We start from the raw sequence: 23,351 nt of genomic DNA, 5'->3' as shown, positions 1-23,351 counted from the left end.
ACGATTTTTTATATACATTGGATGTAATCATTGAAATTACTACGATATAAGCATATTTTGTGATATATCAAAAACACTACTGGTTACTCAGTGCAATTTTAATATAGTTTTATATGTGTAAGAACTGGAAATGCTCAATTTATTTTGGGGTATTATATTAACTAAGTGGTATGTAAAGTTATCGCTGCTTGTTCTGCTTCACTTTCAGACATGAGTATTATATTAACTATGTGGTATGTAAATATGATGTTTAGAGCATCAGTTGCAGGTTTTGCATCAAGGTATTATATTAACTAAGTGGTCTAAAAATTGAATAAACTCACAAAACATCTATATATTTAAGTAGGTGTTTTTAGTGTATTCAAAATATTTTCAAATAATTAGATAAATTTGCTAAATCAATAGACTAAATTAATAATTTTAGATAGAATTATATTTGAATAAATAATTTAACAAGGGAGATTATATTATGTGGGGAAAATTTAAAAAATTAAGTTTGTTGAAAAAAATTTTAGTAATATTTTTAATATATCTTATTGTATTTACAGTATCTATGATGATTCACCAAGCTATACAAGATTCAAAAAATAAAAATAAAGTAGTTGAAAATAATGTAACAGAAGAACATATAATTAGCAAAGAAGAAAAGGAAGCCATTTATAAAGAAGATATGCAGGCAAAAATAGATTCTCTTATACCAGAGGATTTAAAAGATAGAACCAACTACTATGTTAACATATCAACTCCAACTGAAGGAGATGGATATATAGTTAGTATTCAAGTGTCTAATGCTAAATTTAATGATGAAGGTGGATGCAGAAGCTTTACAAAAGAATTTTCAAATAATATAAAGAGCATTGAGAATATTAATTCAGTAACAATAAACTTTATTGTTGAGTATACACTTACTTATGTAGTTTGGTTAGATGATTGGAACAATATAAAAAATAATATTGATTTAATTAATAATATAGAGTTTGAATCTAAAAAATAGATATATATTTTATTTTAAAATTAAATTAGCTATACAAAAAGTACTTACTTAAATTAGGTAGGTGCTTTTATTTTACTTAATTTTAGGCAATTAAGTAAAAGTTTTAGAAAATTTGTATGAAAGGAGGAATAATATGTCCCTAGAATTAGGAACAGCAGTTGGTTACTTAGACCTAGATGGAGGAAAGTTTTTTAAAGCTCTTGCTGATGCAGCTAAACAACTTAGTCAATTTAATTCACACACTAAGTCTACTAGTACTGCTATGACAGCAATGGGAAAACAAATTTCTGATACAGCAAATTCTTTGACACAAATAGGTAGACAATCAGCATTAGCAGCATCAGAATTAAATAAAATAGCATCGACTTCAAGTGGACCTTTTTCATCACTAAAAAATTCTATAAAACAGACTGAGAATGAACTAAAAACAGCTAGAAACACAATAGATGCATATGCTCAAGGTATATCTAAACTTACAAGTGAAATAGATAAGTCAAAGCAAAAGTACACTGAAATAGGAAACAAAATAGAAAGATATGAACAACAATTAGAACGTTGTAATAGTATGTATGGAGAAAGTTCAGAGCAGTCGCAAAGATATAGAGAAGCTATTGAGAGACTTAAAAATTCTCAAACTCAGTTAGGTAATGAAATCGAAAATGGAGAAGATTCTTTAACTGATATGAGAACAGCTATGAATAATGCAGAGGCAGAAGCTAATAGACTTAGTGATTCATTAAGTAGCATGCCATTTGAAGAAATTGGTGGCAAAATGAGAGATATTGGGCAGACATTGACTGATACAGTTACAGCTAGATTAGTAGATATGGGAACTGCAGCAGTAACAGCAGCAACAAATACTGAACAGGCTATGGCAGTTGTTAACTCCATATTACAACTTAATACAGAAAAACTTAAAGGTGGAAAAAGTGAATGGGATGCTTATGCAAACTCTCTAAAAGAAGGTGCTAATGAAATAGGAATGGCTTATGATGAATATGCCAATGCTGCATATAATGCTATTTCTGCCAGTGTAAAGCAAGCAGATGTAACAGCATTTTTAGTACAAGCTGATAAATTGGCAACAGCAGGGTTAACAGATTTAGCAAAGGCTACAGATGTATTGACAACAATTCAAAATTCCTATGGTATGTCTCAAAAAGATTTGGCTCATGTGAGTGATGTACTTATACAGGTTCAGAATAAAGGGAAAGTAACAGTGGATGAACTTGCAAGTTCTATGGGTAAAATAATAGCAACAGCAAAATCTTTAAATGTATCAATTGAACAATTAGGTGCTGGATATGCTATATTAACTTCAAAAGGAATAGCTTCAGCTGAAGCTACAACATATATGAGTGAAATGTATAAGGATCTTTCTAAAAGTGGCTCTAAAATAGATAAAGTGCTTAAAAAATTAACAGATAAAGGTTTTGCTGACTTACAAAAAGAGGGTAAAACAACAGCAGATGTATTATTAATGCTGAATGATTATGCAAAAAAAAATAGCCTATCTTTATCAGACCTATTTGGTTCAGCAAACGGAGCAAAGGCAGCTAATGTTCTATTAGGTGATGCAGTTAATGAAACTACAGGAGAAATAATTGAAGGGACAAAGAGTGCTGATTCATTTAATCAGATGTTAGAAGATATGAAAAATTCTACTGGACTTTGTGATAAAGCTTTTGAACAATTGGATAATACTACAAAAACAAAACTTGAAGATGCATTGAATTCAACAAAGAATATGTTGTCTGATTTGGGAGAAGCTATGACACCAGTTATATCAAAAGTGGCAGAAATAATAACCTCATTCATGAACTGGGCAAGTAGTATGATGAAAGCTAATCCAGAAATAGCAAGAATTGTAGTAACAATAGGTGCAGTAGTAGCAACATTAGGTCCTTTATTAACTATTTTAAGTATTTTAATTGTAAATATACCTAAAATAATTTCTCTATTTGGATTAGCGAAGGGGGCAATTGTAAGCTTTGGAGCAGCCGTTTTAGCAAGTCCTGTAGGAATAGCAGTTCTTGTAGGAGCAATAGCAGGTCTTATAACTATGATAGGAGATAATGCGAATGCTTTGGAGTTTTTACAAAATAAATTTGGCGCATTTGGAACCGTTATAGGGACTGTATGTGAATTTATAGCTGGTGTGACACAAATGACGCTAGGAAATTTATTGATACTGTTAAAAGGAGCAGCAGAAGGATTAGCAGCTATACTGAGTGGAAAGATTTGGGAAGTAGATGATATTTGGGATAAAACTTGGGCTAATATAGAAAATAATACAGCAAAAGCTATGTCAAATATAGGAGCTGAAACTTCAAGTGCTTTAGAAAAAATAAAAAACTCAACTGCAAGTCAATTAAGTTCAATTACATCAACATTTGACTTAATAATGAAGGAATGGCCTAAACTTACAAGAGACAACGTAGGTCAAGTTGCAAGTACATTTACTGAAAATTTACAGGGACTTGATAATCAGTCAATTGCTATCCTTAGAGGTACATCAGATAGTATGGCAGTGTTATTCGAAGGGATATACCAAGGTATGGATTCTACAGCAGCTACAGAAAAATTTTCAGCAAATTTAGAAAGCATGGTTATAAGTGGTAAATACAGTACAGAAACATTACAACAAGATATAGATAAGGCTATGAGGTTGATAAATGAAAATGTAAAAGATAGTAGTAATGTTTTAAAACAAAATGCAACAGATGTATTTAATCAATTTAAAACAATAGGTCAAGCTGGATTTGAAGGAATGGCAGAAAATGTTGCTGGAGTCATGCAAGGTATGGATGAACAGACTATATCAGCTCTTACGTCTATGGGTGGTACTTGGAGTGATATATTAAAGGGAGTTGCGACAGATGGTTCTATGAGTGCAGAACAAATGAAAAATGCAATTATATCCAACTTCAATTCAATGGGTATTGATGGAGCTACTTTAATAGATAATCTGAGAAAAGAATCTAGTACGTATTGGAAGGCAATGGAAGAAGAAGCAAATCAAGCTGGTTCAGAAGTTGCTAAATCTTTTGACCAGGTACCTAAAGAAGTTGTTACAACTTTAAAAAATAATGGTACTGAAAGCGAAGAAGAAATATTAAAATTATATAATCTATATCAACAGTTGCCACCAGAGATACAAACTTATATAAAAACTAATAATATGGAAGCTCTAACTGGTGCCCAAAATGTAAATGATATTTTAGCTAAAATACCACCAGAAATTATAACTAATATTTTAAGTAATGTACAGGGAAAAGAAGATGTTGAATCAACTCAAATGTTGCTCAATGCACTTCCAAAAGAAGAACGAATAAAAATTGAAACTAGTGTAAGTGGTAAGGAAAATGTAACAAGTGTTAAACAAGAAATAGAAGCATTGCCTAAAACTGCTAACGTGAATACAAATGTAAATACAGGAGATAGTAAAGAAAAACTAGAGGAAGTATCTAATAAAACAAAAGAGTTGAACAATGTTACTGGGACTCTGAAAGTAGATGCTAATGTAAGTTCTGCAACTTCGAAAGTGAGTGGATTAAAGACTTCTGTTACTAAAGACTTAAATACAACACAAGCTAACGCAAATAAATCAACTGCAACAATGGCTTCTAATGCAACTAATAACTTTAACAAAATGGCAAGTGGAGCTAAAAGTGGTACAAGTAAAGTTGCAACAACTACAGATGCAGATTTTAAAAAAGCTAATCAATCTATACAACAATCAAGCACAGCGATGTACAATGGTGCTAAACAATCATTTACAAAACTTGCACAAGTAGCTAAACAGGCTGGGTCTGATGCATACAATGGTGTAAATACATCATTCTCTAGATTAGCACAAGTGGTTGCTACTTCTATGAGTAATGCTGTAACAGCTGCAAATAATTCTAGAAGTAAATTTAAAAGTGCTGGTTCTGGAGCTGGTCAAGCATGGATAGATGGATTTAATAGTAAAAAAAGTGCAATGAGAAGTGCAGTTTCTTCAGTGCCAAAACCAGTATCTTTTTCATTTAGAAGTGATGAGTTTATTGAATCTAATATTAAAATGAAAGATTCTCTTGCTGCTGGTATAAATAAAATGTCAATATTTAATAATACAAGCATGAGAGGTAGTATTTTTGATGAAATTATGAGTACTATGAATAGCACAGCTAAAGTATTTGCTGGCTCTGTCTCACAATTTAAAAAAGCAGGAGAAAACTCAGCAAAAGCATATTTAGATGGATTGTCAAACATAGAAGAAGGATTAACAAATACACTCAGAACAGTCCAAGCAATAATAGGCAACGGAAACATAAAAGAAGCTCAAGAAATTAAAAAGTTTAATAAGGAAGTTCAAAAGCTACAAGAAGAAAAAGCTGAAGAAATAGCAGAATTAGATAAAGAGTATAAAAAAGACCAAAAGGAAAGAAATGATAAGGAAAATGAAGAAATAAAAGAAGCAGAAGCGAAGAAATATAAGAATAAAAAAGAAAAACTAGCAGCATTAAAGAAGATTAAAGATAAATATAATAAGAAATCTGTAAAAGACCAAGAAGAATATAGAGAAAAACTTGAAAAAATAAATAAAAAATATGATAAGAAAGAAAAAGAGGATACTGAAAAGCATCAAGAAGAACTTCAAAAACTTAGAGAAGAGAAAATAAAAGCTGAAAGAGATTTCAATAAAAAATATAATGATATTAAAGAAGATTATGCTGAAAAAGTAGCAAACTTAGATAAGAAATATATTGAGGACCAAAAGAAACTCAATGAAGAATATCAAAAGATATATGACTCAAGAGTAAAGTCTTTAATGGATTATACAGATTTATTTTCTTCTGTAACATTTGAGGAAATCGACAATGATGAGTTAATGGAAAACTTAGAAGAGCAAGTCGATGTACTTAGAAAATGGGACACTGATATGGCAGATTTATCTACAAAAGTAGGTAAAGATTTATATGAGGAATTATTAGCTAAAGGACCACAAGCTCATAACGAGATAGAAGCTATTAACAAGATGTCAAAAGAGCAACTAGAAGAATACGAAAGATTATATCAAGAAAAGAAGAAAATAGCTGAAAGAAGAGCCAAAGAAGATACAGAAGATGAAAAATATAGAATAGAAAAAGAAATTGAAGAATTGAAAAAAACTTATGATGCAGAGTATAGAAAACTAGGTCAAGAAATGCAAAGAAGTATAGAGGAACAAATTGAAAGTTTTAAGGATAAATTTGGAGTAGTACCAGCTATGTTTATGGAAACAGGCAAAGATTCTATGCAAGGTATGATAGATGGTATTAAATCTATGCAAGGAGCATTGGGTAAGGTTTTAAGTGACATAGTTAATTCTATAAATAAACAACTTTCTAATATAGGGTTTAAAGATGTAAATATACCTACAGGAGGAAGAAAAGAAGCAGCAAGGTTTAGAAATGAAATAGAAAATTTACAAAGTATAGCATATTCAGATACTCTGGCAAAAGGGATAGCATCAAATAATTTACTGAAGGATGCAACTGTTAATATAAATAATAATAGTAAAGTTGATAGTGAAAAAAGTAGTGATAAGAAAGTTGAGTTAACTTTACATATAGAAAAATTTATAAATAATACTAAACAAGATATAGAGCAATTAGGTTCTGAAATAGCATTTATTACAAATAGAAAACTAAAGTTTTAATGTGATAATATCTTTTTAATATCCAAATTGTGGTATAATACTTTTAGCAAGAAGATGTAACCTATAATCTAAGAGTGGAGTTCATACTGAGATAAAACCTACTTTCTAATGAAAGGAGGTGGTAAGTATGAACAACTTTTTACTTAATGTAATAGCTGGTGTTATTGCTAGCTTAATATTTTGCTTAATAAGTAAGATATTTGCAAAAGTAAAAAGCCACTCTGTGCGAAAGAGTGGCTGGGAGTTTGATTTAAAAATCAAATTCCATAAAAAATAATTAGCTTTTAATTATGAACTCCGCTCTACTGACAATAGATTGTAGTTCTTCTTGCTTTTATTATATCACATCTTAGCAAAAATATGCAAAGTAAATAGAAGGAGATGTATCAAAAGAAAAATTTGAGTCATCTTTTTTTTATATATAGGAGGTGATAATTTGGCTTTACAATACTGTGTCAGTGAAAATGAACTAGTTTCTTTTCAATATGGCGAAATAAATAGTAGAGATTTTGGTATTGTAATTACAGATATTAATGAACTTGCATCGCCAGAACGTAGATTTGAAAGAATAGAGATACCAGGAAGGAATGGTAGCCTTATTTTAGATGAAGGTTGTTATAGTAATTTTAATCTTGAAATAGAATGCTATATAGATGTAGATGGTAAAGATATTAATATACTAGCATCTGAAATAAAGATGTGGTTACAAACTGACTTTTCATATAAAAATCTTATTATAAGTAGAGACCCAAACTATTATAGAGAAGCGATTTGTATTAATAAACTAGATTTAGAGGAAGTTATAAAAGATTTAGGATATTTTAAGATTACATTTGAATGTAAACCACTTAAGAAACAATTAGTTAATAATTTAATTACAATAAATGAATCAAATTCTAAGCTAATAAACACTGGAATGGCTTCGTATCCTCTTATAAAAGTATTTGGAAATGGAGATATAACATTAGAAATAAATAATGAGGTGATAGAACTTACAGAAGTTCAAGGGCATATATATATTGATTGTGAACTTATGAATGCATATAAAATAGATATTCATACAAATGATGTAGTCAATGAAAATAGTAGGATGTTTGGAGATTTTCCAACATTTAAACATGGTGAAAATATAATAACATACTCTGGAGATGTAGAAAAAATAGAGATAGAACCTAGATGGGTGGTGTTATAGATTGCTTAGATTATATACAGCAAATGAAACAAATTTTAAAAATAATGGTTTGGGGATTCTAAAAGATGCAGTTGAAACAAAAGTTACAGAAGAATTAAATGGACTATTTGAGTTAGAGTTTACATATTATGTGGGCTCTTTTTTATTTGATGAAATTGATTATAATAAAATAGTTATGGCTGATGCTTCTCCAAGACTTAAAAATCAATTATTTAGGATTTACTATATTTCTAAGGAACTTGATGGAAAAATATTAGTTAAAGCAGAACACATTAGTTACGATTTATTAAATAATTTTATAGAAAACTTAGAACTTAAAAATGTTACTTGTGAAGAAGCTCTTAATCAAATATTTAGGTCATGTACTGAAGAAAATAGATTTGTAGGATATTCAGATATAACAGGAAATAAAGACTTTTCAATATCTTGTGTAAGCCCGCATAATGCTATATCTGACATACAAGAATTGTTTAATAATAAGTCTAAACTAAAAAGAGATAATTTTAATATAAGTTTATTAAATCATATTGGAGAAAGTAACAATGTATTACTAGCATATAGGAAGAATATAATAGGTCTAACAGCTACTTATGATACACAAGAAGTTATAACTAAGATATATCCATATGCAACTAAAAAAAGTGGTAAAAATAAAAAAATTACACTATCAGAAAAATATATAGAAAGCAAGTATATAAATAATTATCCAACTCAAAGAATTGTTGCAATTGATTTTTCAGATGATGATGTTAAGAATGAAGAAAGCTTAAGGAATAAATGTAAAGACTATTTTATTGAAAATAATGTTGATTTACCTAAAGTTACTTACAAAGTAGAATTTGTAGATTTATCAACTACAGAAGATTATAAAAGCTATAAGATGCTTGAAACTGTAAATATGGATGATGAGATAATAGTTAGAGACTATAACTTAGGTATAAATGCTACTGCAAGGGTAGTAAAAACTGAATATAATCCAGTATTAAAGAAATACAATTCGGTTGAAATTGGTGACTTAGTAAATCATTTTAAAGACGAAAGAATAGATGATTTAGAAGAAAAAATAGATAAGGTTCAAAACAATGTAGATAATATTGTAATTGAAAGTGATAATTTTCCGGATACACTTCCAGAGCCTTCAAATGTCACAGTATTAGGGTTATGGAGTATGATTCAGTTAGATTGGACTTTTGATAATAAGTTATATTATAACTATGAAGTATATGCATCTCAAATAAAAGGATTTGAACCAGATACTATAGGATACACAAATAGGATATATGTAGGTCAAGCAAGTTCATTACTCCATGAAGTGAAGCCTATGCAGACTTGGTATTATAGAGTAAGGGCAGGAAATACACATGATAACTATAATGAATTTTCAAATGAAGTTAGTGCAACAACTAGAAAATTAAGTGATGCTGCTGAATATTTTGAAGAAGCAGCTATAGGTCATGCAGTTATAAGAGATTTAGATGCAGATAAGATAAATGTAGGAAAAGTAAAAGGTCAGTATATTGAAGCAAAGAATTTAGTTGTAGTTGATGGAAATAGCGAAACAACTCTAAATATAGACAGTTTTGGAAATGTTCATATAGGAGCAACTACATTTACATTAAAAGGTAAGTCACTAGAGTCTATTATTGGTGGAGAAATTGATAATATAACTCAACTTGAGATATTTAATAAATTAACTAATAATGGTCTTGCAAAGGGACTATATATGGTTGGGAATGAGTTATATCTAAATGCTAGTTATATAAAAACTGGTACTTTAGAAGGTCAATTTATAAATGGTAGAAATTTAACTGTAAGAGATAATGATGGCTATATAACTTTACAAGTAGATAGTAATGGAAAAGTTAATATAAGAGCTAATGAATTGTCTATAGGTGATAAAAACAACTATGAAAGTGTTTTAACTAGTGACCAACAAGCAGTGTTTGATGCATTAACAGGGAATCGAAATTGTGGAATATATTTAAGAGGAAGCAGATTATATATAAATGCTGATTATATAGACACAGGTACTATTTTATGTGACAAAATAGGGGCTAGTTCATCAAACCCAAGAATATTACTTTTTTCAGGTAATGGAGCTGAATGTGCAATAGATGCTACTGCATTAAATGGAGTTGGCATAGGTAAATCAATTAGATTCCAGTATGATAGAAGTCATTATGTAGCTGTAGATGGTTCTTCAATAAATTTTTATATAGGTAGTACAACTATTTATAATAGATTTGCTAGCTCAAGTGTTTATTTTTATCAGGATGAAATTAGATGGGATAGTGCAGTTTTTGATATGTCTGGAGCTTTAAGGTTGTATACTAAAAGTGAAGAAACTGGTTTTGTAGCATGGAATGATGGAACTGCTGCCATTTATTGTGATGGAAGAGAAAGACATGCTTTTTATGATGATGGGACTAAAAAAGGAGGTTCTATTGAAATTGATGGAACTATTTTTGGTATGTCACCAGTTGACAGTCCACAAACATTAATAGAAGATATTTTATTTGATGTAGAAGTGGAAGAAACAGGAACTATAGTTAAATTAGACAGTACTTATGCTAAAGCTATTTCAAGATATGCTGTATTCCCTTCTAATGGAAAAGTTGAAGTTGTAGAAAAGCAGGATGGATATTTTAAAGTATCTGGATATACTGGGAAAGTAGATTTTAGTGTAAAGGGAAGTAGAATTGATAAAGAACATGAATATTTTTCAATAATGGGAGGAGAAGAACAACATGGCAATTTCTAAGGATATAACAAATGCAATGGGGCAAACGGCTAACTATTGGAGGATAACAACAATAAATAGTAGTTATGGTGCAAAAAAATGTAATGTATTTATTGCTGGATATAAAGACGAGCAAAGAAGATTAGATAATAAGCAACCAATAATTGTTAAGAATTATATGATGAAGGAAGATGATTTTGCCCTATATTTAGATACAAATACACTAGATATAAGTGGAGTAAATCAAGTTCAAGCTTGCTACAATTGGTTAAAGGAAAGTGTTGAAGAGTTTAAGGGAGGAATAGATGCATAGAGAGGATGTGATAAATCTTGAGAGATAGAATTTATATTGTAGACATCAACACAAAGATGTATCAAATAGCAAGGTATAAGCAAAATGATAATAATGTATCTTATAACATGAGAATAGTACAAGATTCTATAGATGTTGATTTGACTGGATATACAGCATTAGCATTTTTTAATTTACCAAGTGGAAGAGTTACTCAGAAAAATTGTACTATAGAAGGTTCAACTGTTTATACTGAATTAAGTCATATAGAGCTTTCAGAAGAAGGAGATGTTATTTCTGAGATAACTTTATACAAAGATGATAAGGTAGTTACTACATTTTCTACAATAATAAAAGTTGAAAAAAGTATAAATAGAAATGCAATAGAGGATGAGCCTAGCTGGGATATAATAAAGGACATATTAAATGTATTAAGTTATGAAGAAGAAAGACAAGAAAATGAAAATGTAAGAAAATCTAATGAAGAAATTAGAATAAGTTCTGAAAATGTTAGAATTGGTAATGAGAATGTAAGGATTGAAAGCGAAAATCAGAGAAAATATAGTGAAGTTGAAAGATGTGAGAATGAGGAAATAAGAAAAACACAGGAAGTTACTAGAGAAGCTAATGAAGAAACAAGAAAGACAAGTGAAACGACAAGAGAAGCCAATGAAGAAATAAGAAAGACAAGTGAAATAACAAGAGAAGCTAATGAAGAAATAAGAAAAACAAATGAGATAGTCAGAGGGTCAAGTGAAGAAACTAGAAATACTAATGAGGAAACTAGAGAAGGCAATGAGACTGTTAGAAAAGCAAATGAGGAAATAAGAAAAGCTAGTGAAGAAACTAGAGAATCAAATGAAAATATTAGAAAAGCAAGTGAAGAGATAAGAAATGGTAGCGAAGAAACAAGAGTTACTAATGAAGTAGCTAGACAAGAATCAGAAACTAAAAGAGAAGAAAGTGAAGACCTTAGAAAAAGTAATGAAGAAACAAGAGAAGAAAATGAAGAAATAAGAAAAAGTAATGAAAACACTAGAAAAGCAAGTGAAGAAGTAAGAAATACTAGTGAAGAAACAAGAAATACTAATGAAGAAGCTAGAAAAGCAAGTGAAGAAATAAGAAAAACTAGTGAAACAACTAGAAATACCAATGAGGAAGCTAGAAAAGTTAGTGAAACAACAAGGGAAACAAATGAAGAAACAAGAAAAGCGAATGAAATAATAAGACAAAATTCAGAGATTAAAAGAGAAGAGAATGAAGAGCTTAGAGAAAGCAATGAGGGAACTAGAGAACTAAATGAGTCAACTAGGCAGACATCTATAATTAATATGCAGAAAAAAGTAGATGATAAAGTAGATGAGGTTGATAACAAAATAGTTGAAGTAAATACTGCTAAGACAGATATGACAACAACTGTATCTAACAAAATAACTGAATTTGAAAATAGATTTAGTGAATTAGAAAATTTAGATACAGCAGGAGAAATATTACAATCAAAAGAAACAACAGATGGTCAGATAAAAGACACTTTAAAAGAGAGATTAACTTATGATTTTAATAAACTAGATTTAAAAATAGAGCAACTTATTGCTGGTGGAATAAATGTAGCATTTAATAAATCATATGATACATCTGAATGGATTGAAGTTGATGGAGGATTTGAACTTTCAGTAGAACATAACCTTGTTACTCAAAAAATATTAGTCTCTTCAATAGATAAACTTAATAGGAAAAGTTTGATTACATCTTACAAAATTATAGATGATAATAATATAGTACTATTTAATGAAGTTGCTATAGATATTGAAGTTACAGTAGTTAATGGTGGTTCTGCTATTGAACTTATAAAATTTACTATTAATGATGATATAGAGTCTCTTGAAAGTTCTTATTCTAGTATAGAGACAAAAAGATTATTAAAAGATGGATTAGATAAAAAAGCTAATTTAGAACATACTCATGATATATATGTTGAGAAAATTGAAGGAAAAGAACTATCTACAGAAGATTATACAACTGAAGAAAAAGAAAAACTTTCTGAATTAGATACTTTTAAAAATAAAGAGACAAAATTTAATACAAATGGCTCTATAACAGAGGTATTAGATAATAATATCAAGTATATTACAAAGTTTAATACAAATGGTTCTATATCAAAAGAAAAATATGTAAATGATATATTAATCAGTACAACAATAACTAACTTTAAGAGTGGAAAGATAGAAGAATCTGTTACAGATGAAGGGGTGATTTAGTGAGTTGGGCAGAGGTTTATAAAATAAATAGTGATATTCAAGGAGAACCTTTAAACTTTTTAAACTATTTACAAGATTTAAAGTTAAATGGTTCTGAAAGTTATATTTTGTATGAGGGTAATCACAGAATTTGGGAAGAGTTATACTTAAATAGCTTATATTTATTTTCTGATAGAGGAATTAGAGAAGTTGTGTATACAGCTTTTTCAGAAACAGACATAGATAACTTGTTTGATAAAAGTACTAAGCTAGGGGAACAATTAAATGCTTTTTATAGAACAGATATATTTAGTTTAGGAAATGCTGATAATGTAGTAAAAGGAATGACTGTAGAGCATTATAATTCATTAGAGGAAAAATTTAAAGCAGGGTATGATAGATATGTTAGAAGGGAACAAGAAAAGTCAACTATAGGATTATGGTTTAATTCTACTTTTAGTTTAAATAATACTGATTTAGAAAGTCTTACAACTATAGATGAAATATTAGCAAATACAGAAGCTACTAATGCAATACTTAATAATAGTAATGCGATAGTAGCTTTAACTATGTGTAAATCCAGCATGGACGCAGTTGTGGCAAATCCAAACGCTATGGATTTATTAGGTCAATACATTTTAAAAGTTACAGTAGAACCAACGGTTATAAAGGCGATTTTAAAAAATAATGTAATTAGAGAGGCTATAATCAATAGTAATGATGCAATGAAACAAATTGCAACTAACGCAAATTCTGTTATAGAACTTTTAAAAAACTTAGAAGCTGTAAAACTATTAAACAATAATAAAACACCACTAGAAATTATGTTAACAAACGAAGATATAGCAAAAGAAATTTTTCCTAAAATAATAGGATTAAAAACATTATTAACTACAATAAATATTTATACAACCACAATACAAAACAACATTGAGGGGGCAAAGCCTACAATTAACTCTACTACTTACAAGAATCAGACATTTCCATTATTAACAGAAATAAAAGAAAATTATGAAATCATGGAAAATGATAAAAATTCAACTGTAGAAAATAGCACATATATTCTTGATATAATAAATAATATAATAAATAATTTATCAATCATGAGAGTGATTATAGAAAACACACTAAGTATAAATTCTATTACAACTAATTCTCATGCTATGAACGCAGTGGCAAACTCAAGTACAGCTATGAACGCAGTGATAAACTCAAGTACAGCTATGAACGCAGTGGCAAACTCAAGTACAGCTATGAACGCAGTGGCAAACTCAAGTACAGCTATGAACGCAGTGATAAACTCAAGTACAGCTATGAACGCAGTGATAAACTCAAGTACAGCTATGAACGCAGTGGCAAACTCAAGTACAGCTATGAACGCAGTGGCAAACTCAAGTACAGCTATGAATAAAATAACAAGCACACCATTTGCATTCAATAGAGTAGTTAAAAGCAATACAGCTAAAAGCATATTAGTTAATAAAAACGGGACTTTGCAAACTTATAAAGCTAATATACATAGTACGCTAAAAAATACTAGTTATTTTAGCGTTATCACAAACGAACAAAACTCAGATAATCCCCCATCACAAGTTATTAATAATGCTTATGTAGGTGTAACTTATTGTTATGGTTACAGCAGTGGAACTGGTAGATTTGGTGTTGTATACCATGGATATAACACAAGTATAGAAGCAGGCAGGGGAGACGGTGCTAAAGATGAAAATAAAAAATTTATAACTTTAGGAGGAGCTAAATACACACAAGAAGGAGATGGTTACTTTACTTATTCAATGTATCAAGCAATTTAATATTTATAAGACATCTAAAGGATTAGATTAACAGTCTAATCTTTTTTATATTTAAAGTAAATAATCAAAAATTAGGAGGAAAGTTATGGAACAATTAGTTACACAATTAAGCAGTTTAGTTGAAATATAGGTATTGTGAAATGATTTATTTATAGAAAAGAAGGTGATTAATTGTTAAATGAAGATGTAGTAAAGAATATTAATAAATTAAATAATGAACAAGACAATATTAACCTAGAACTTAGTAAGAAAGCAAGCAAGGAAGATTTAGATAAACTTATTCAAGGGGGTACTAATGTAGCTATATCTAAGCTTATAGTTCAAGATGATTGGACTTTAGAAGAAGATAATTATAAAACTTTAGTCGAGCACAATCTTGTAACAAGAAAGATACTTGTAAATGTAATAGATACTACTACAAATGAATCTATATTAGTATCGTATAAAATAATCGATGATAATAAAATAGAACTTTTTAATGAATCTAATGTTAACTGTGAATGTATAGTTGTAAATGGAAATTCTGCTATAAACGTTGTAACAGCTAATAAAATAACTATAGATGATACAGCTAATAATTTTGAAAGTAGTACTGTGGAAGGTGCTTTGGGGGAGCTTTTTCAATCTGTCAGTAATGGAAAAGAATTAATCGCTACTGCTATTACTGACAAAAAAGTACCAACTAATAGTAGTGATACATTTCAAACTATGGCAAGTAATATTAGTAGTATAAAACAAATGCCAGATATGCCTGAAGATGTTGAAGAAGTTTGGAGTTTTACAGGACATGAAAGCGAAACCTTTTCTGTATGTATAGATTCTAATGACAATATAATTAGTGGAAGCTATGATAAAACTGTAAGAAAAATATCTTCAGGCGGAGAGGAAATATGGAAATTCTCAGATCATACTGACTGGGTTAAAAGTGTATGCACTGATTCTGATAGTAATATAATTAGTGGAAGTTATGATAAAACTATAAGAAAAATATCTTCTGATGGCATTGAAATATGGAAATTCATGGGTCATTCTAGTAGTGTTATGTCTATCTCTATAGATTCTAACAATAATATTTATAGTGGAAGTCAAGATAAAACTGTAAGAAAAATATCAAATAATGGAGTGGAAATATGGAAGTTTACAGGTCATACAGACGTTGTACAGTCCGTATTTGCAGGATCTGAAGACAATATTATTAGTGGAAGTAGTGATAGAACTGTAAGAAAAATTTCAGGCAATGGAGTAGAAATATGGAAATTTACAGGACATATTAATACAGTATATTCTGTATGCACTGATTCTAATAATAATACTTATACTGCTAGTGAAGATAAGACTGTAAGAAAAATATCTTCTAATGGAATTGAAATATGGAAATTTACTGGACATACTAATGTAATACAATTTGTATATGTAGATTACCAAAATAATATTTATAGCTGTAGTAATGATAAAACCTTAAGAAAAATATCTATTGATGGTACTGAAATATGGAAATTTGCAGGACATACAGACTTTGTTAAAAGTACATGTGTGGATTCTAACAACAATGTTTATAGTGGAAGTAATGATAAAACTATAAGAAGATTACAACAAAATTATGGTGTTTTAATCACAAAAGATAAGCAAAATGAAATACATAAGGTAACTAAATTAGCAACTCTTGTAGAAGAAGTATATCCTTATCCCGATAATATATGGACAACTAATCTTGATGTTGACATGATTATGTCAACATGTATGGATTCCAATGATAATATAATAAATTGTGATGGATTTGATAACACAGTAATTAAAACATCACCTTCAGGTGATCTTATTTGGAAATATAATTTTCCATTTAGTTTAGGTATATATTCAGTATGTACTAATAATGAAGGTTTAGTGTACTGTGGAGGCATCAGCGAGCTAATGTTTTTAGCTGATCCTAATAATGTTTCTAATGAACTCTCTTTACATTCAGATGTTATTATTAGCCTAGTAATTGATAATAGTAATAATTTAGTAAGTGGTAGTTATGATAATACTATTATCAAGACATCTCTAGAAAGAGATGATACATTTATGAATTCACTCTGGACATTTACAGGACATACTGATTATATTACTGTAGTTACAGTTGATTTACATGATAATGTCTATAGTGGTAGCAATGACAAAACAGTAAGAAAAATATCTTCTGATGGTATTGAAATATGGAAATTTATAGGTCATACTGATTCTATAAACTCTGTATGTGTAGATTCTAAATATAATGTCTATAGTGCTAGTAATGATAAAACAGTAAGAAAAATATCTTCTAATGGTGTTGAGATATGGAAGTTTTCAGGTCACACTGATTCTGTAAACTCTGTATGTGTAGATTCAGAGTTTAATATTTATAGTGGTGGATCTGATAGGACAATAAGAAAAATAGCCTCTAATGGCACTGAAATATGGAAATCAACATCTTTTACTAACTCAATTAAATCAATATTATTAGATTCATCTAATAATATTGTTATAACTTATAATCTTAATACTATAAGTAAATTGAAAAATACACATGTATTACAAAAAGTAGCTTATTATAATTAAAAATTAGGAGGAAATAAAATGCAAAAATATTTAACAGGACTAGAACACAAAGAGGAAAATATATATAAGGTAAATTTAATTCATAACATGCCTTTTGACAAAGTACATGGTCTAAATAAATCAGCTCAAGAGTTGGAATTAAATGGAATATTAGTTGATGAAGTAGTAGAAGCAGAACAAAGGGAAGGGTTTACATCTATTATGTATGTAGACAAGGCAACAAAAGAGATTACATATGAGTATGTGGAAATACCTTTAACACCAGAGCAGGAAGCATTAAAGAAGATTAAAGAATTAGAACAGGAAAATGCTAATATAAACTATGCACTAATGATGGGAGGATTAATATAATGTTAGGATTTGAAAAAATAAAATACTACTATGATAATAAAATGTGGACTAAAGAGATGGTCAAAAATTCAGTAGGTAAAAATAAAATAACAGAAACAGAGTATAAGCAAATAATAGGTGAGAACTATATAGCGTAGTTCTTTTTTTATTGGAAGAAATAGAGAACTACATTAATATGCAGTTCTCTAAACACTTTAAAGAGGTGATAATTTGAAAAATAAAGATATTATAAAAAAACTAAAACATACACCAAATAATACAGATAAAAGACTTGAAGAGATAGAAAACCTGAAAGAGATAGAAAATATAAATCATAACATATCAACAGGAGAATATATAATAGAAAATAGTAAAAAGGGTTATTGTACTAAATTTAATATACAAGGGAAGACATTAAGTGATTTATGGGGAAAAACTAGTTCAGATTTTTCTTTATGGAAATCGACTTTTGTAGATGGAAAAATAAATATAATAACAGAAAATGATATAAGATATTCTAATTTTTTTACAACCAATTATACTTTGTATAAACCAGATACTATATATACAATAATAGTTGATGTTGATAAAAACACTTTACCTAGTACAAGTGGAATATATATTCATAGTTTAGGTGAAGAAAATTCAGTATTTATTCCTAATCTGACAAATATAGCCATATTAGGAGGCGTAATTGGTAAATTCAGATATACATTTACAACAATATCAGACTTAAGTGATTGTAATATTGTTTTAAGGAGTGTTTTAGATAATGATACACTTGCATCTGGTTATGAAGTAAGTTTGAAAATTACCATATTAGAAGGAGATTATACAGATATTAACATAGATTACTCTAACGAACTATTAAGTGTTGGGCAAAGAGATAAAATAGAACTTTTAAGTTATCAATATAGTGAAATTAATATCTTTAATAAGAATGCTGACTTTAAAGATAATTATATTTTACAATATCTTAATGGAGAGGAACTTATTTCTGAAGCTAGTAATCATAAATATACCCTAGACTATATAGAAATAGAACCAGATACAGAGTATACTTTTTATAATTGTAGTAGAAATATTTGTTGGTATGATATAAATAAAAGTTTCATACCAGCATCATTAAACGAAAGAATAATAGGAGATAAAGATATTTTTTATATTGCTAGAAGCCCTAAAAATGCAAAGTATCTAAGAGTTACTATAATAAAAGATTTACATGATAATGGGAATAAAACAATTATAACTAAAGGAAATAAATATGATAAAAAGACAATTCCATATACATTAAGAAGTTTACCAAATGGAGTAAAAGATGAAATAGTTTATAAAAATAATAAATATTACTTAATAAAAAGATGTGAGGAACATACTTATACTGATATTGGAAATCTTAATTTATCACATGTATATGATAATACTCTGCAATTTATGGGAACATTAACTCCTCAAGCTGTTGTAGATAGTTTAGACACAGCATATGTTTTATGTAATAATTTAAATGGAAAAAGTAGAAATGATTTTAACAATAATGACATAGAGGGATGCTCAACTACTGGTAGTGGTGATATAGCATTTAAAATATTAAAAAGTAAACTTACTACACAAGATGGAAATGGGTTTAGTGAATGGATAAAAAATAATCCAATAACTATCATCTATCAACTTGCAAAACCACAAGAAATTGAATTAACATCACTAAATTTAGAACAATATAATAATCAAACTAAATTTATTTGCAACACAGGTATTGTGATACCAGACATTAGTTTTGAAAGTACACAAAATTTAGGTAGCCATATAGAAGTCATTAGAGATACTATAAAAAATATAAATAATATGCAGTCTAAAAATATAATCATAGATTTATCTAACAAATTATTGAATGGATGGAAGAGAACTGTTTCAGACAACGATGGGTTTATAATAAGTAAAAATGGAAATCAAGTTAGTTTTCATATGCGTATAACTGGTGGAATAATTACAGATAGTACTGCATTATTGAAACTTCCTGATGGATTTACACCTAAGATTTTCTATGTTTTTCCAATATTTACAACCCAAAATAATCAATTAGTTCAAGGCTTTATGTATTTTAATTTTGCAAATGGATACCTTCAAATTACGCAATTAGGAAGTAATGCAGATATATATAGTTATGGAACTTATTTTATTGAATAAGAAAGGAAAAAATGTATGTTAAATTTAAAAGAAAAAAAAGATATTTTAATAGAGTATGGCTTTGAAAATGATTTAAATAATATAGATAATTATTTTATTACAGATGATAAAAAATTATTTACTCCAGTGATAAAAGATGGAGAACTAATTAAAACAGGAGAACAGGTTTATAATGAGTGGCTAGAACTACAAAATAATCCACCTAAATCAGAGCCAAGTATAGAAGAAATAGATGTGGATAAAATTACAATTTTAATAGAAAATCAAAAACAGCAAGATAGTTTATTAGTAGATAATGCTTATAGAATTGCTATTTTAGAACTTAACACAAATAATGTGTTATAAAATTATAAAAATGGAGGGAACAACATGTATAATATTTTAAAAAGAATGATTGAACAAAAAAATTATGAAACTAAAGAAGAATTGCAGACTAAATTGGATGTATTCTATGCATTAAGCAGAATTAAAGAGAATGAATACACAGAATTAACAAACATGATAAATAAAGAAGAAGTACCAAAAGAACCTATTATCTAAAACACAAAGGTTCTTTTTTTATATCAATTTTAGTAGGAGGTCATCATGGAACAATTATTAACAGAATTAAGTAGTTTAGGAGCAATAGGAATCTTATGTGCTTTACTATTCAAAAATACTATGCAGGAGAAAAAAGAAGATAGGGACATGTATAAAAAGACAGTAGAAAACTTTATTGAACTATCGACACAACAACAAGAAATCAATAAAAATATACTTGTTGAAATGGGAGCAATGAAAACTGATGTAGAGGAAATAAAGGAAGATGTAACAGATATAAAGGTGATGCTACAGAAAGAAGGTGATAAATGATGAAAGTAGCAATAATGCCAGGACATACACTAACAGGAAAAGGAACAGGGGCAGTTGGTTATATAGATGAAGGAAAAGAAAACAGAATACTAACTGATTTAATTGTTAAATGGTTGAAACAAGGTGGAGCTATTGTGTATACTGGAAAAGTAGATAAATCTAATAACTATTTAGCAGAACAATGTGAAATTGCCAATAGGCAAAATGTAGACTTAGCAGTACAAATCCATTTCAACGCAAATAAAACAACTCTAAATCCTATGGGTACAGAGACAATATACAAAACTAACAATGGTAAGGTATACGCTGAAAGAGTCAACAAAAAACTAGCAACAATATTTAAAAATAGAGGTGCAAAATCGGATGTAAGAGGTCTTTACTGGCTTAGTCATACAAAAGCTCCTGCAATATTAATAGAAGTGTGCTTCGTAGATAGTAAAGCAGATACAGATTATTATATTAGACATAAAGATATAGTTGCTAAATTAATAGCAGAAGGTATTTTAAATAAGATAATAGATAACAAAGAGAATGGTGAGGGAAAAATCATGTACAAACATACAATCGTTTATGATGGAGCAGTTGATAAAATCCCTGCAACTGTGGTTGGTTGGGGATATAATGATGGGAAAATACTAATATGTGATATAAAAGATTACATGCCAGGTCAGACAGAAAATTTATATGTTGTAGGTGGTGGAGCATGTGAGAAGATAGGTTCCATGACTAAAGAAAATTATACCCTGATAAAAGGTAATGATAGATTTGACACTCTTTATAAGGCATTAGATTTTATAAACAAGTAAACTGATTAGGAGGTAGTAACTGGAAATAGTTACTACCTCTTTTTTTATTCATTTTCAGCTTTTTCAATAATTATTTTTCCACCTTCAAGTGTAACTATAACTTTTCTTTCATCTTGAGAGATACCCAGTTCTTTAACCCAATTGATAGGTAAAGATAATCTAGTAGTAGTATAGCCATTTCCACTCTTATGAAAACTTATATTTAATTCTCTTTGCTCCATTTAATTCCCATCCTTTTTTAATTCTTTTGTAAAGTAAACTAATAGTGAGATACTTATTAATAATCCAATTATATTCCATATATCAAAACTTTTTATTAAGAGTATTACGTCGAACACTATAGTTATTAAAACAACAGCAATACATATTTTGTAAAATTTTCTACCCATGTTATTTTAGAAAGTATGTTATAATATTAGAAAGAAGTCACCTAGAAGGAAGGGTTTTTCCTTCTAGGCTTAAAACTTATAATTCTTTAATCAATCTAAGTATTGCGAGTACTAGATTAATTAAAACTAATGTGAAAGAGAAAACATTTTTAATTTTATTAAATTTGTTTTCTCTTTTATTTTTGACTCTTTCTAATCTCCCCACTCTCTTTGTCCTCCTTTCTTAGTTATTTACTTTCTCACCTCCTTGTCTATAAATATATTATAATATTACGGGGCGTAATGTGCAACACTTTTATCCATATTTTTCAATAAATTTATAAAACCTATTAACATAAAATACAAAATATAATAAAAATAAGTGGATGTTTACATTATACACCCACTTATTTCAAATTTATTTCTCATAAGCTTTTTTTATTATAATCTCATCTTCCTTAAAAATAACTACTGCATTACGTTTTTCCCTTGTAAATCCCATTTTTTCAAGTTGGCTTAAAGGTAAAGAAATTTTAGCTGAATAAGTACCTGAACCGCCTTTACTGTAAACTATTTTAGATTCTTTTTGTTCCAAACTATTTTCCTCCTTTTTTATATTGTAATTTAACAAATATTAACAATAAAATGCTTACTATTAGTCCTATTATGTTGCTAATATTAAAATGTAAGAATAAAAGTATTATGTCTATTACTATAGTTATAGCAACTATGATAATACAGATTTTATAAACTTTATCACTCATATTTTATAGAAAATGTGTTATAATATTTAGAAAGAAGTCACTAGGAAGAAGATTAAATTCTTCCTAGCTTACAAAACTATAAGTCTTTTAATAATTTAATTAGTTTATCAATTAAATTTATTAAAATAGGTAAGATAGAGAGAGCAGTTTTAACTTTGGCGAGTTTGTTTTCTCTATCTTTTTTTCTTCTTTCTATTCTACTCATTTTCTTTTTCACCTCCTCTCTATATTTATATTATAACATGCCGAACCGGCAAAAACAAGACTTATTTCCATATTTTTCAATAAATTTATATTAATGAACTATATTTATTACAAATAAAAATAAATGGTGGCAAAACCAAACTTGCCACCATCTTGCCACCGAAAATAAAGAATAGAATAAATTTAAATTAAGCATAATAAAACATAAACAACAAAACTAAACTTAATAAATTATTGAAATACCAACACTTGTGAAAAAATAACAACAATAAACAAACAAAATAGATAAATATATCCAATTAAGGTATAATTAAGTT

At 28.6% G+C, this 23,351-nt stretch carries 21 protein-coding genes; 17 read left to right on the top strand and 4 right to left on the bottom strand.

Annotated features, from left to right (window positions below; translation table 11 throughout):
* Positions 1-165: 165 nt before the first annotated feature.
* From KGF48_RS20405 to KGF48_RS15315, 17 genes are all read left to right on the top strand, one after another.
* Complete coding sequence (locus tag KGF48_RS20405) at positions 166-297, top strand: hypothetical protein (protein WP_255642531.1); 132 nt, start codon at positions 166-168, stop codon at positions 295-297.
* A 172-nt stretch (positions 298-469) separates the two neighbouring features.
* Positions 470-994, top strand: a complete 525-nt coding sequence (locus KGF48_RS15390; RefSeq protein ID WP_227868221.1) for a hypothetical protein — start codon at positions 470-472, stop codon at positions 992-994.
* 133 nt (positions 995-1,127) lie between these two features.
* Positions 1,128-6,677, top strand: a complete 5,550-nt coding sequence (locus KGF48_RS15385) for a phage tail tape measure protein (protein ID WP_227868220.1) — start codon at positions 1,128-1,130, stop codon at positions 6,675-6,677.
* A 127-nt stretch (positions 6,678-6,804) separates the two neighbouring features.
* A complete protein-coding gene (locus KGF48_RS15380; RefSeq protein ID WP_021365409.1) occupies positions 6,805-6,954 on the top strand; it encodes a type I toxin-antitoxin system toxin in 150 nt (49 codons plus the stop codon).
* A gap of 159 nt (positions 6,955-7,113) precedes the next feature.
* A complete protein-coding gene (locus KGF48_RS15375; protein ID WP_227842306.1) occupies positions 7,114-7,869 on the top strand; it encodes a distal tail protein Dit in 756 nt (251 codons plus the stop codon).
* A 1-nt stretch (position 7,870) separates the two neighbouring features.
* Complete coding sequence (locus tag KGF48_RS15370) at positions 7,871-10,630, top strand: phage tail spike protein (RefSeq protein WP_227861387.1); 2,760 nt, start codon at positions 7,871-7,873, stop codon at positions 10,628-10,630.
* The gene (locus tag KGF48_RS15365) at positions 10,617-10,922 is read left to right on the top strand and encodes a hypothetical protein (protein ID WP_074145198.1); all 306 of its coding nucleotides are present in this window, start codon (positions 10,617-10,619) and stop codon (positions 10,920-10,922) included. Before KGF48_RS15370 ends, KGF48_RS15365 begins: the two co-directional genes overlap by 14 nt.
* Before the next feature lie 17 nt (positions 10,923-10,939).
* Positions 10,940-13,159 carry a hypothetical protein gene (locus KGF48_RS15360; RefSeq protein ID WP_227861386.1) on the top strand — a complete coding sequence of 740 codons (2,220 nt, stop codon included), beginning with the start codon at positions 10,940-10,942 and terminating at the stop codon, positions 13,157-13,159.
* The gene (locus KGF48_RS15355) at positions 13,159-14,949 is read left to right on the top strand and encodes a phage tail protein (protein ID WP_227868219.1); all 1,791 of its coding nucleotides are present in this window, start codon (positions 13,159-13,161) and stop codon (positions 14,947-14,949) included. Before KGF48_RS15360 ends, KGF48_RS15355 begins: the two co-directional genes overlap by 1 nt.
* Before the next feature lie 171 nt (positions 14,950-15,120).
* The gene (locus tag KGF48_RS15350) at positions 15,121-17,526 is read left to right on the top strand and encodes a hypothetical protein (RefSeq protein ID WP_227861479.1); all 2,406 of its coding nucleotides are present in this window, start codon (positions 15,121-15,123) and stop codon (positions 17,524-17,526) included.
* Between the two features lie 18 nt (positions 17,527-17,544).
* The gene (locus tag KGF48_RS15345; RefSeq protein ID WP_227842314.1) at positions 17,545-17,877 is read left to right on the top strand and encodes a hypothetical protein; all 333 of its coding nucleotides are present in this window, start codon (positions 17,545-17,547) and stop codon (positions 17,875-17,877) included.
* On the top strand, positions 17,877-18,014 hold the full coding sequence (locus tag KGF48_RS15340; RefSeq protein ID WP_227842315.1) for an XkdX family protein: 138 nt from the start codon (positions 17,877-17,879) through the stop codon (positions 18,012-18,014). The genes KGF48_RS15345 and KGF48_RS15340 overlap by 1 nt, the downstream gene beginning before the upstream one ends.
* Before the next feature lie 73 nt (positions 18,015-18,087).
* The gene (locus tag KGF48_RS15335; protein WP_227861478.1) at positions 18,088-20,040 is read left to right on the top strand and encodes a hypothetical protein; all 1,953 of its coding nucleotides are present in this window, start codon (positions 18,088-18,090) and stop codon (positions 20,038-20,040) included.
* A 15-nt stretch (positions 20,041-20,055) separates the two neighbouring features.
* Positions 20,056-20,385 (top strand): hypothetical protein, encoded by a 330-nt coding sequence (locus tag KGF48_RS15330; RefSeq protein ID WP_227842317.1) that lies wholly within the window; start codon positions 20,056-20,058, stop codon positions 20,383-20,385.
* Between the two features lie 24 nt (positions 20,386-20,409).
* Positions 20,410-20,580: a hypothetical protein gene (locus tag KGF48_RS15325; RefSeq protein ID WP_227842318.1), complete on the top strand. Its 171-nt coding sequence runs from the start codon at positions 20,410-20,412 to the stop codon at positions 20,578-20,580.
* Positions 20,581-20,625: 45 nt separating this feature from the next.
* The gene (locus KGF48_RS15320; RefSeq protein WP_021365420.1) at positions 20,626-20,892 is read left to right on the top strand and encodes a hypothetical protein; all 267 of its coding nucleotides are present in this window, start codon (positions 20,626-20,628) and stop codon (positions 20,890-20,892) included.
* A complete protein-coding gene (locus KGF48_RS15315; protein WP_227861477.1) occupies positions 20,892-21,698 on the top strand; it encodes an N-acetylmuramoyl-L-alanine amidase in 807 nt (268 codons plus the stop codon). Before KGF48_RS15320 ends, KGF48_RS15315 begins: the two co-directional genes overlap by 1 nt.
* 44 nt (positions 21,699-21,742) lie before the next feature.
* On the opposite strand, the gene KGF48_RS15310 is transcribed toward KGF48_RS15315, so the two are convergent.
* From KGF48_RS15310 to KGF48_RS20395, 4 genes are all read right to left on the bottom strand, one after another.
* Positions 21,743-21,919 carry an AbrB/MazE/SpoVT family DNA-binding domain-containing protein gene (locus KGF48_RS15310; protein WP_131008412.1) on the bottom strand — a complete coding sequence of 59 codons (177 nt, stop codon included), beginning with the start codon at positions 21,917-21,919 and terminating at the stop codon, positions 21,743-21,745.
* 244 nt (positions 21,920-22,163) lie between these two features.
* Positions 22,164-22,292: a hypothetical protein gene (locus tag KGF48_RS20400; RefSeq protein WP_255611776.1), complete on the bottom strand. Its 129-nt coding sequence runs from the start codon at positions 22,290-22,292 to the stop codon at positions 22,164-22,166.
* Positions 22,293-22,484: 192 nt separating this feature from the next.
* Positions 22,485-22,661, bottom strand: a complete 177-nt coding sequence (locus KGF48_RS15305) for a hypothetical protein (protein WP_227842319.1) — start codon at positions 22,659-22,661, stop codon at positions 22,485-22,487.
* A gap of 245 nt (positions 22,662-22,906) precedes the next feature.
* Positions 22,907-23,035 (bottom strand): hypothetical protein, encoded by a 129-nt coding sequence (locus KGF48_RS20395; RefSeq protein ID WP_255611777.1) that lies wholly within the window; start codon positions 23,033-23,035, stop codon positions 22,907-22,909.
* Positions 23,036-23,351 lie beyond the last annotated feature (316 nt).

The organism is Clostridioides sp. ZZV15-6388 (assembly GCF_020657755.1).
Classification (GTDB): Bacteria; Bacillota; Clostridia; order Peptostreptococcales; family Peptostreptococcaceae; genus Clostridioides.
The sequence above is the reverse complement of the archived record's forward strand: the minus strand, read 5'-3'. Positions and strand labels throughout refer to the sequence as shown.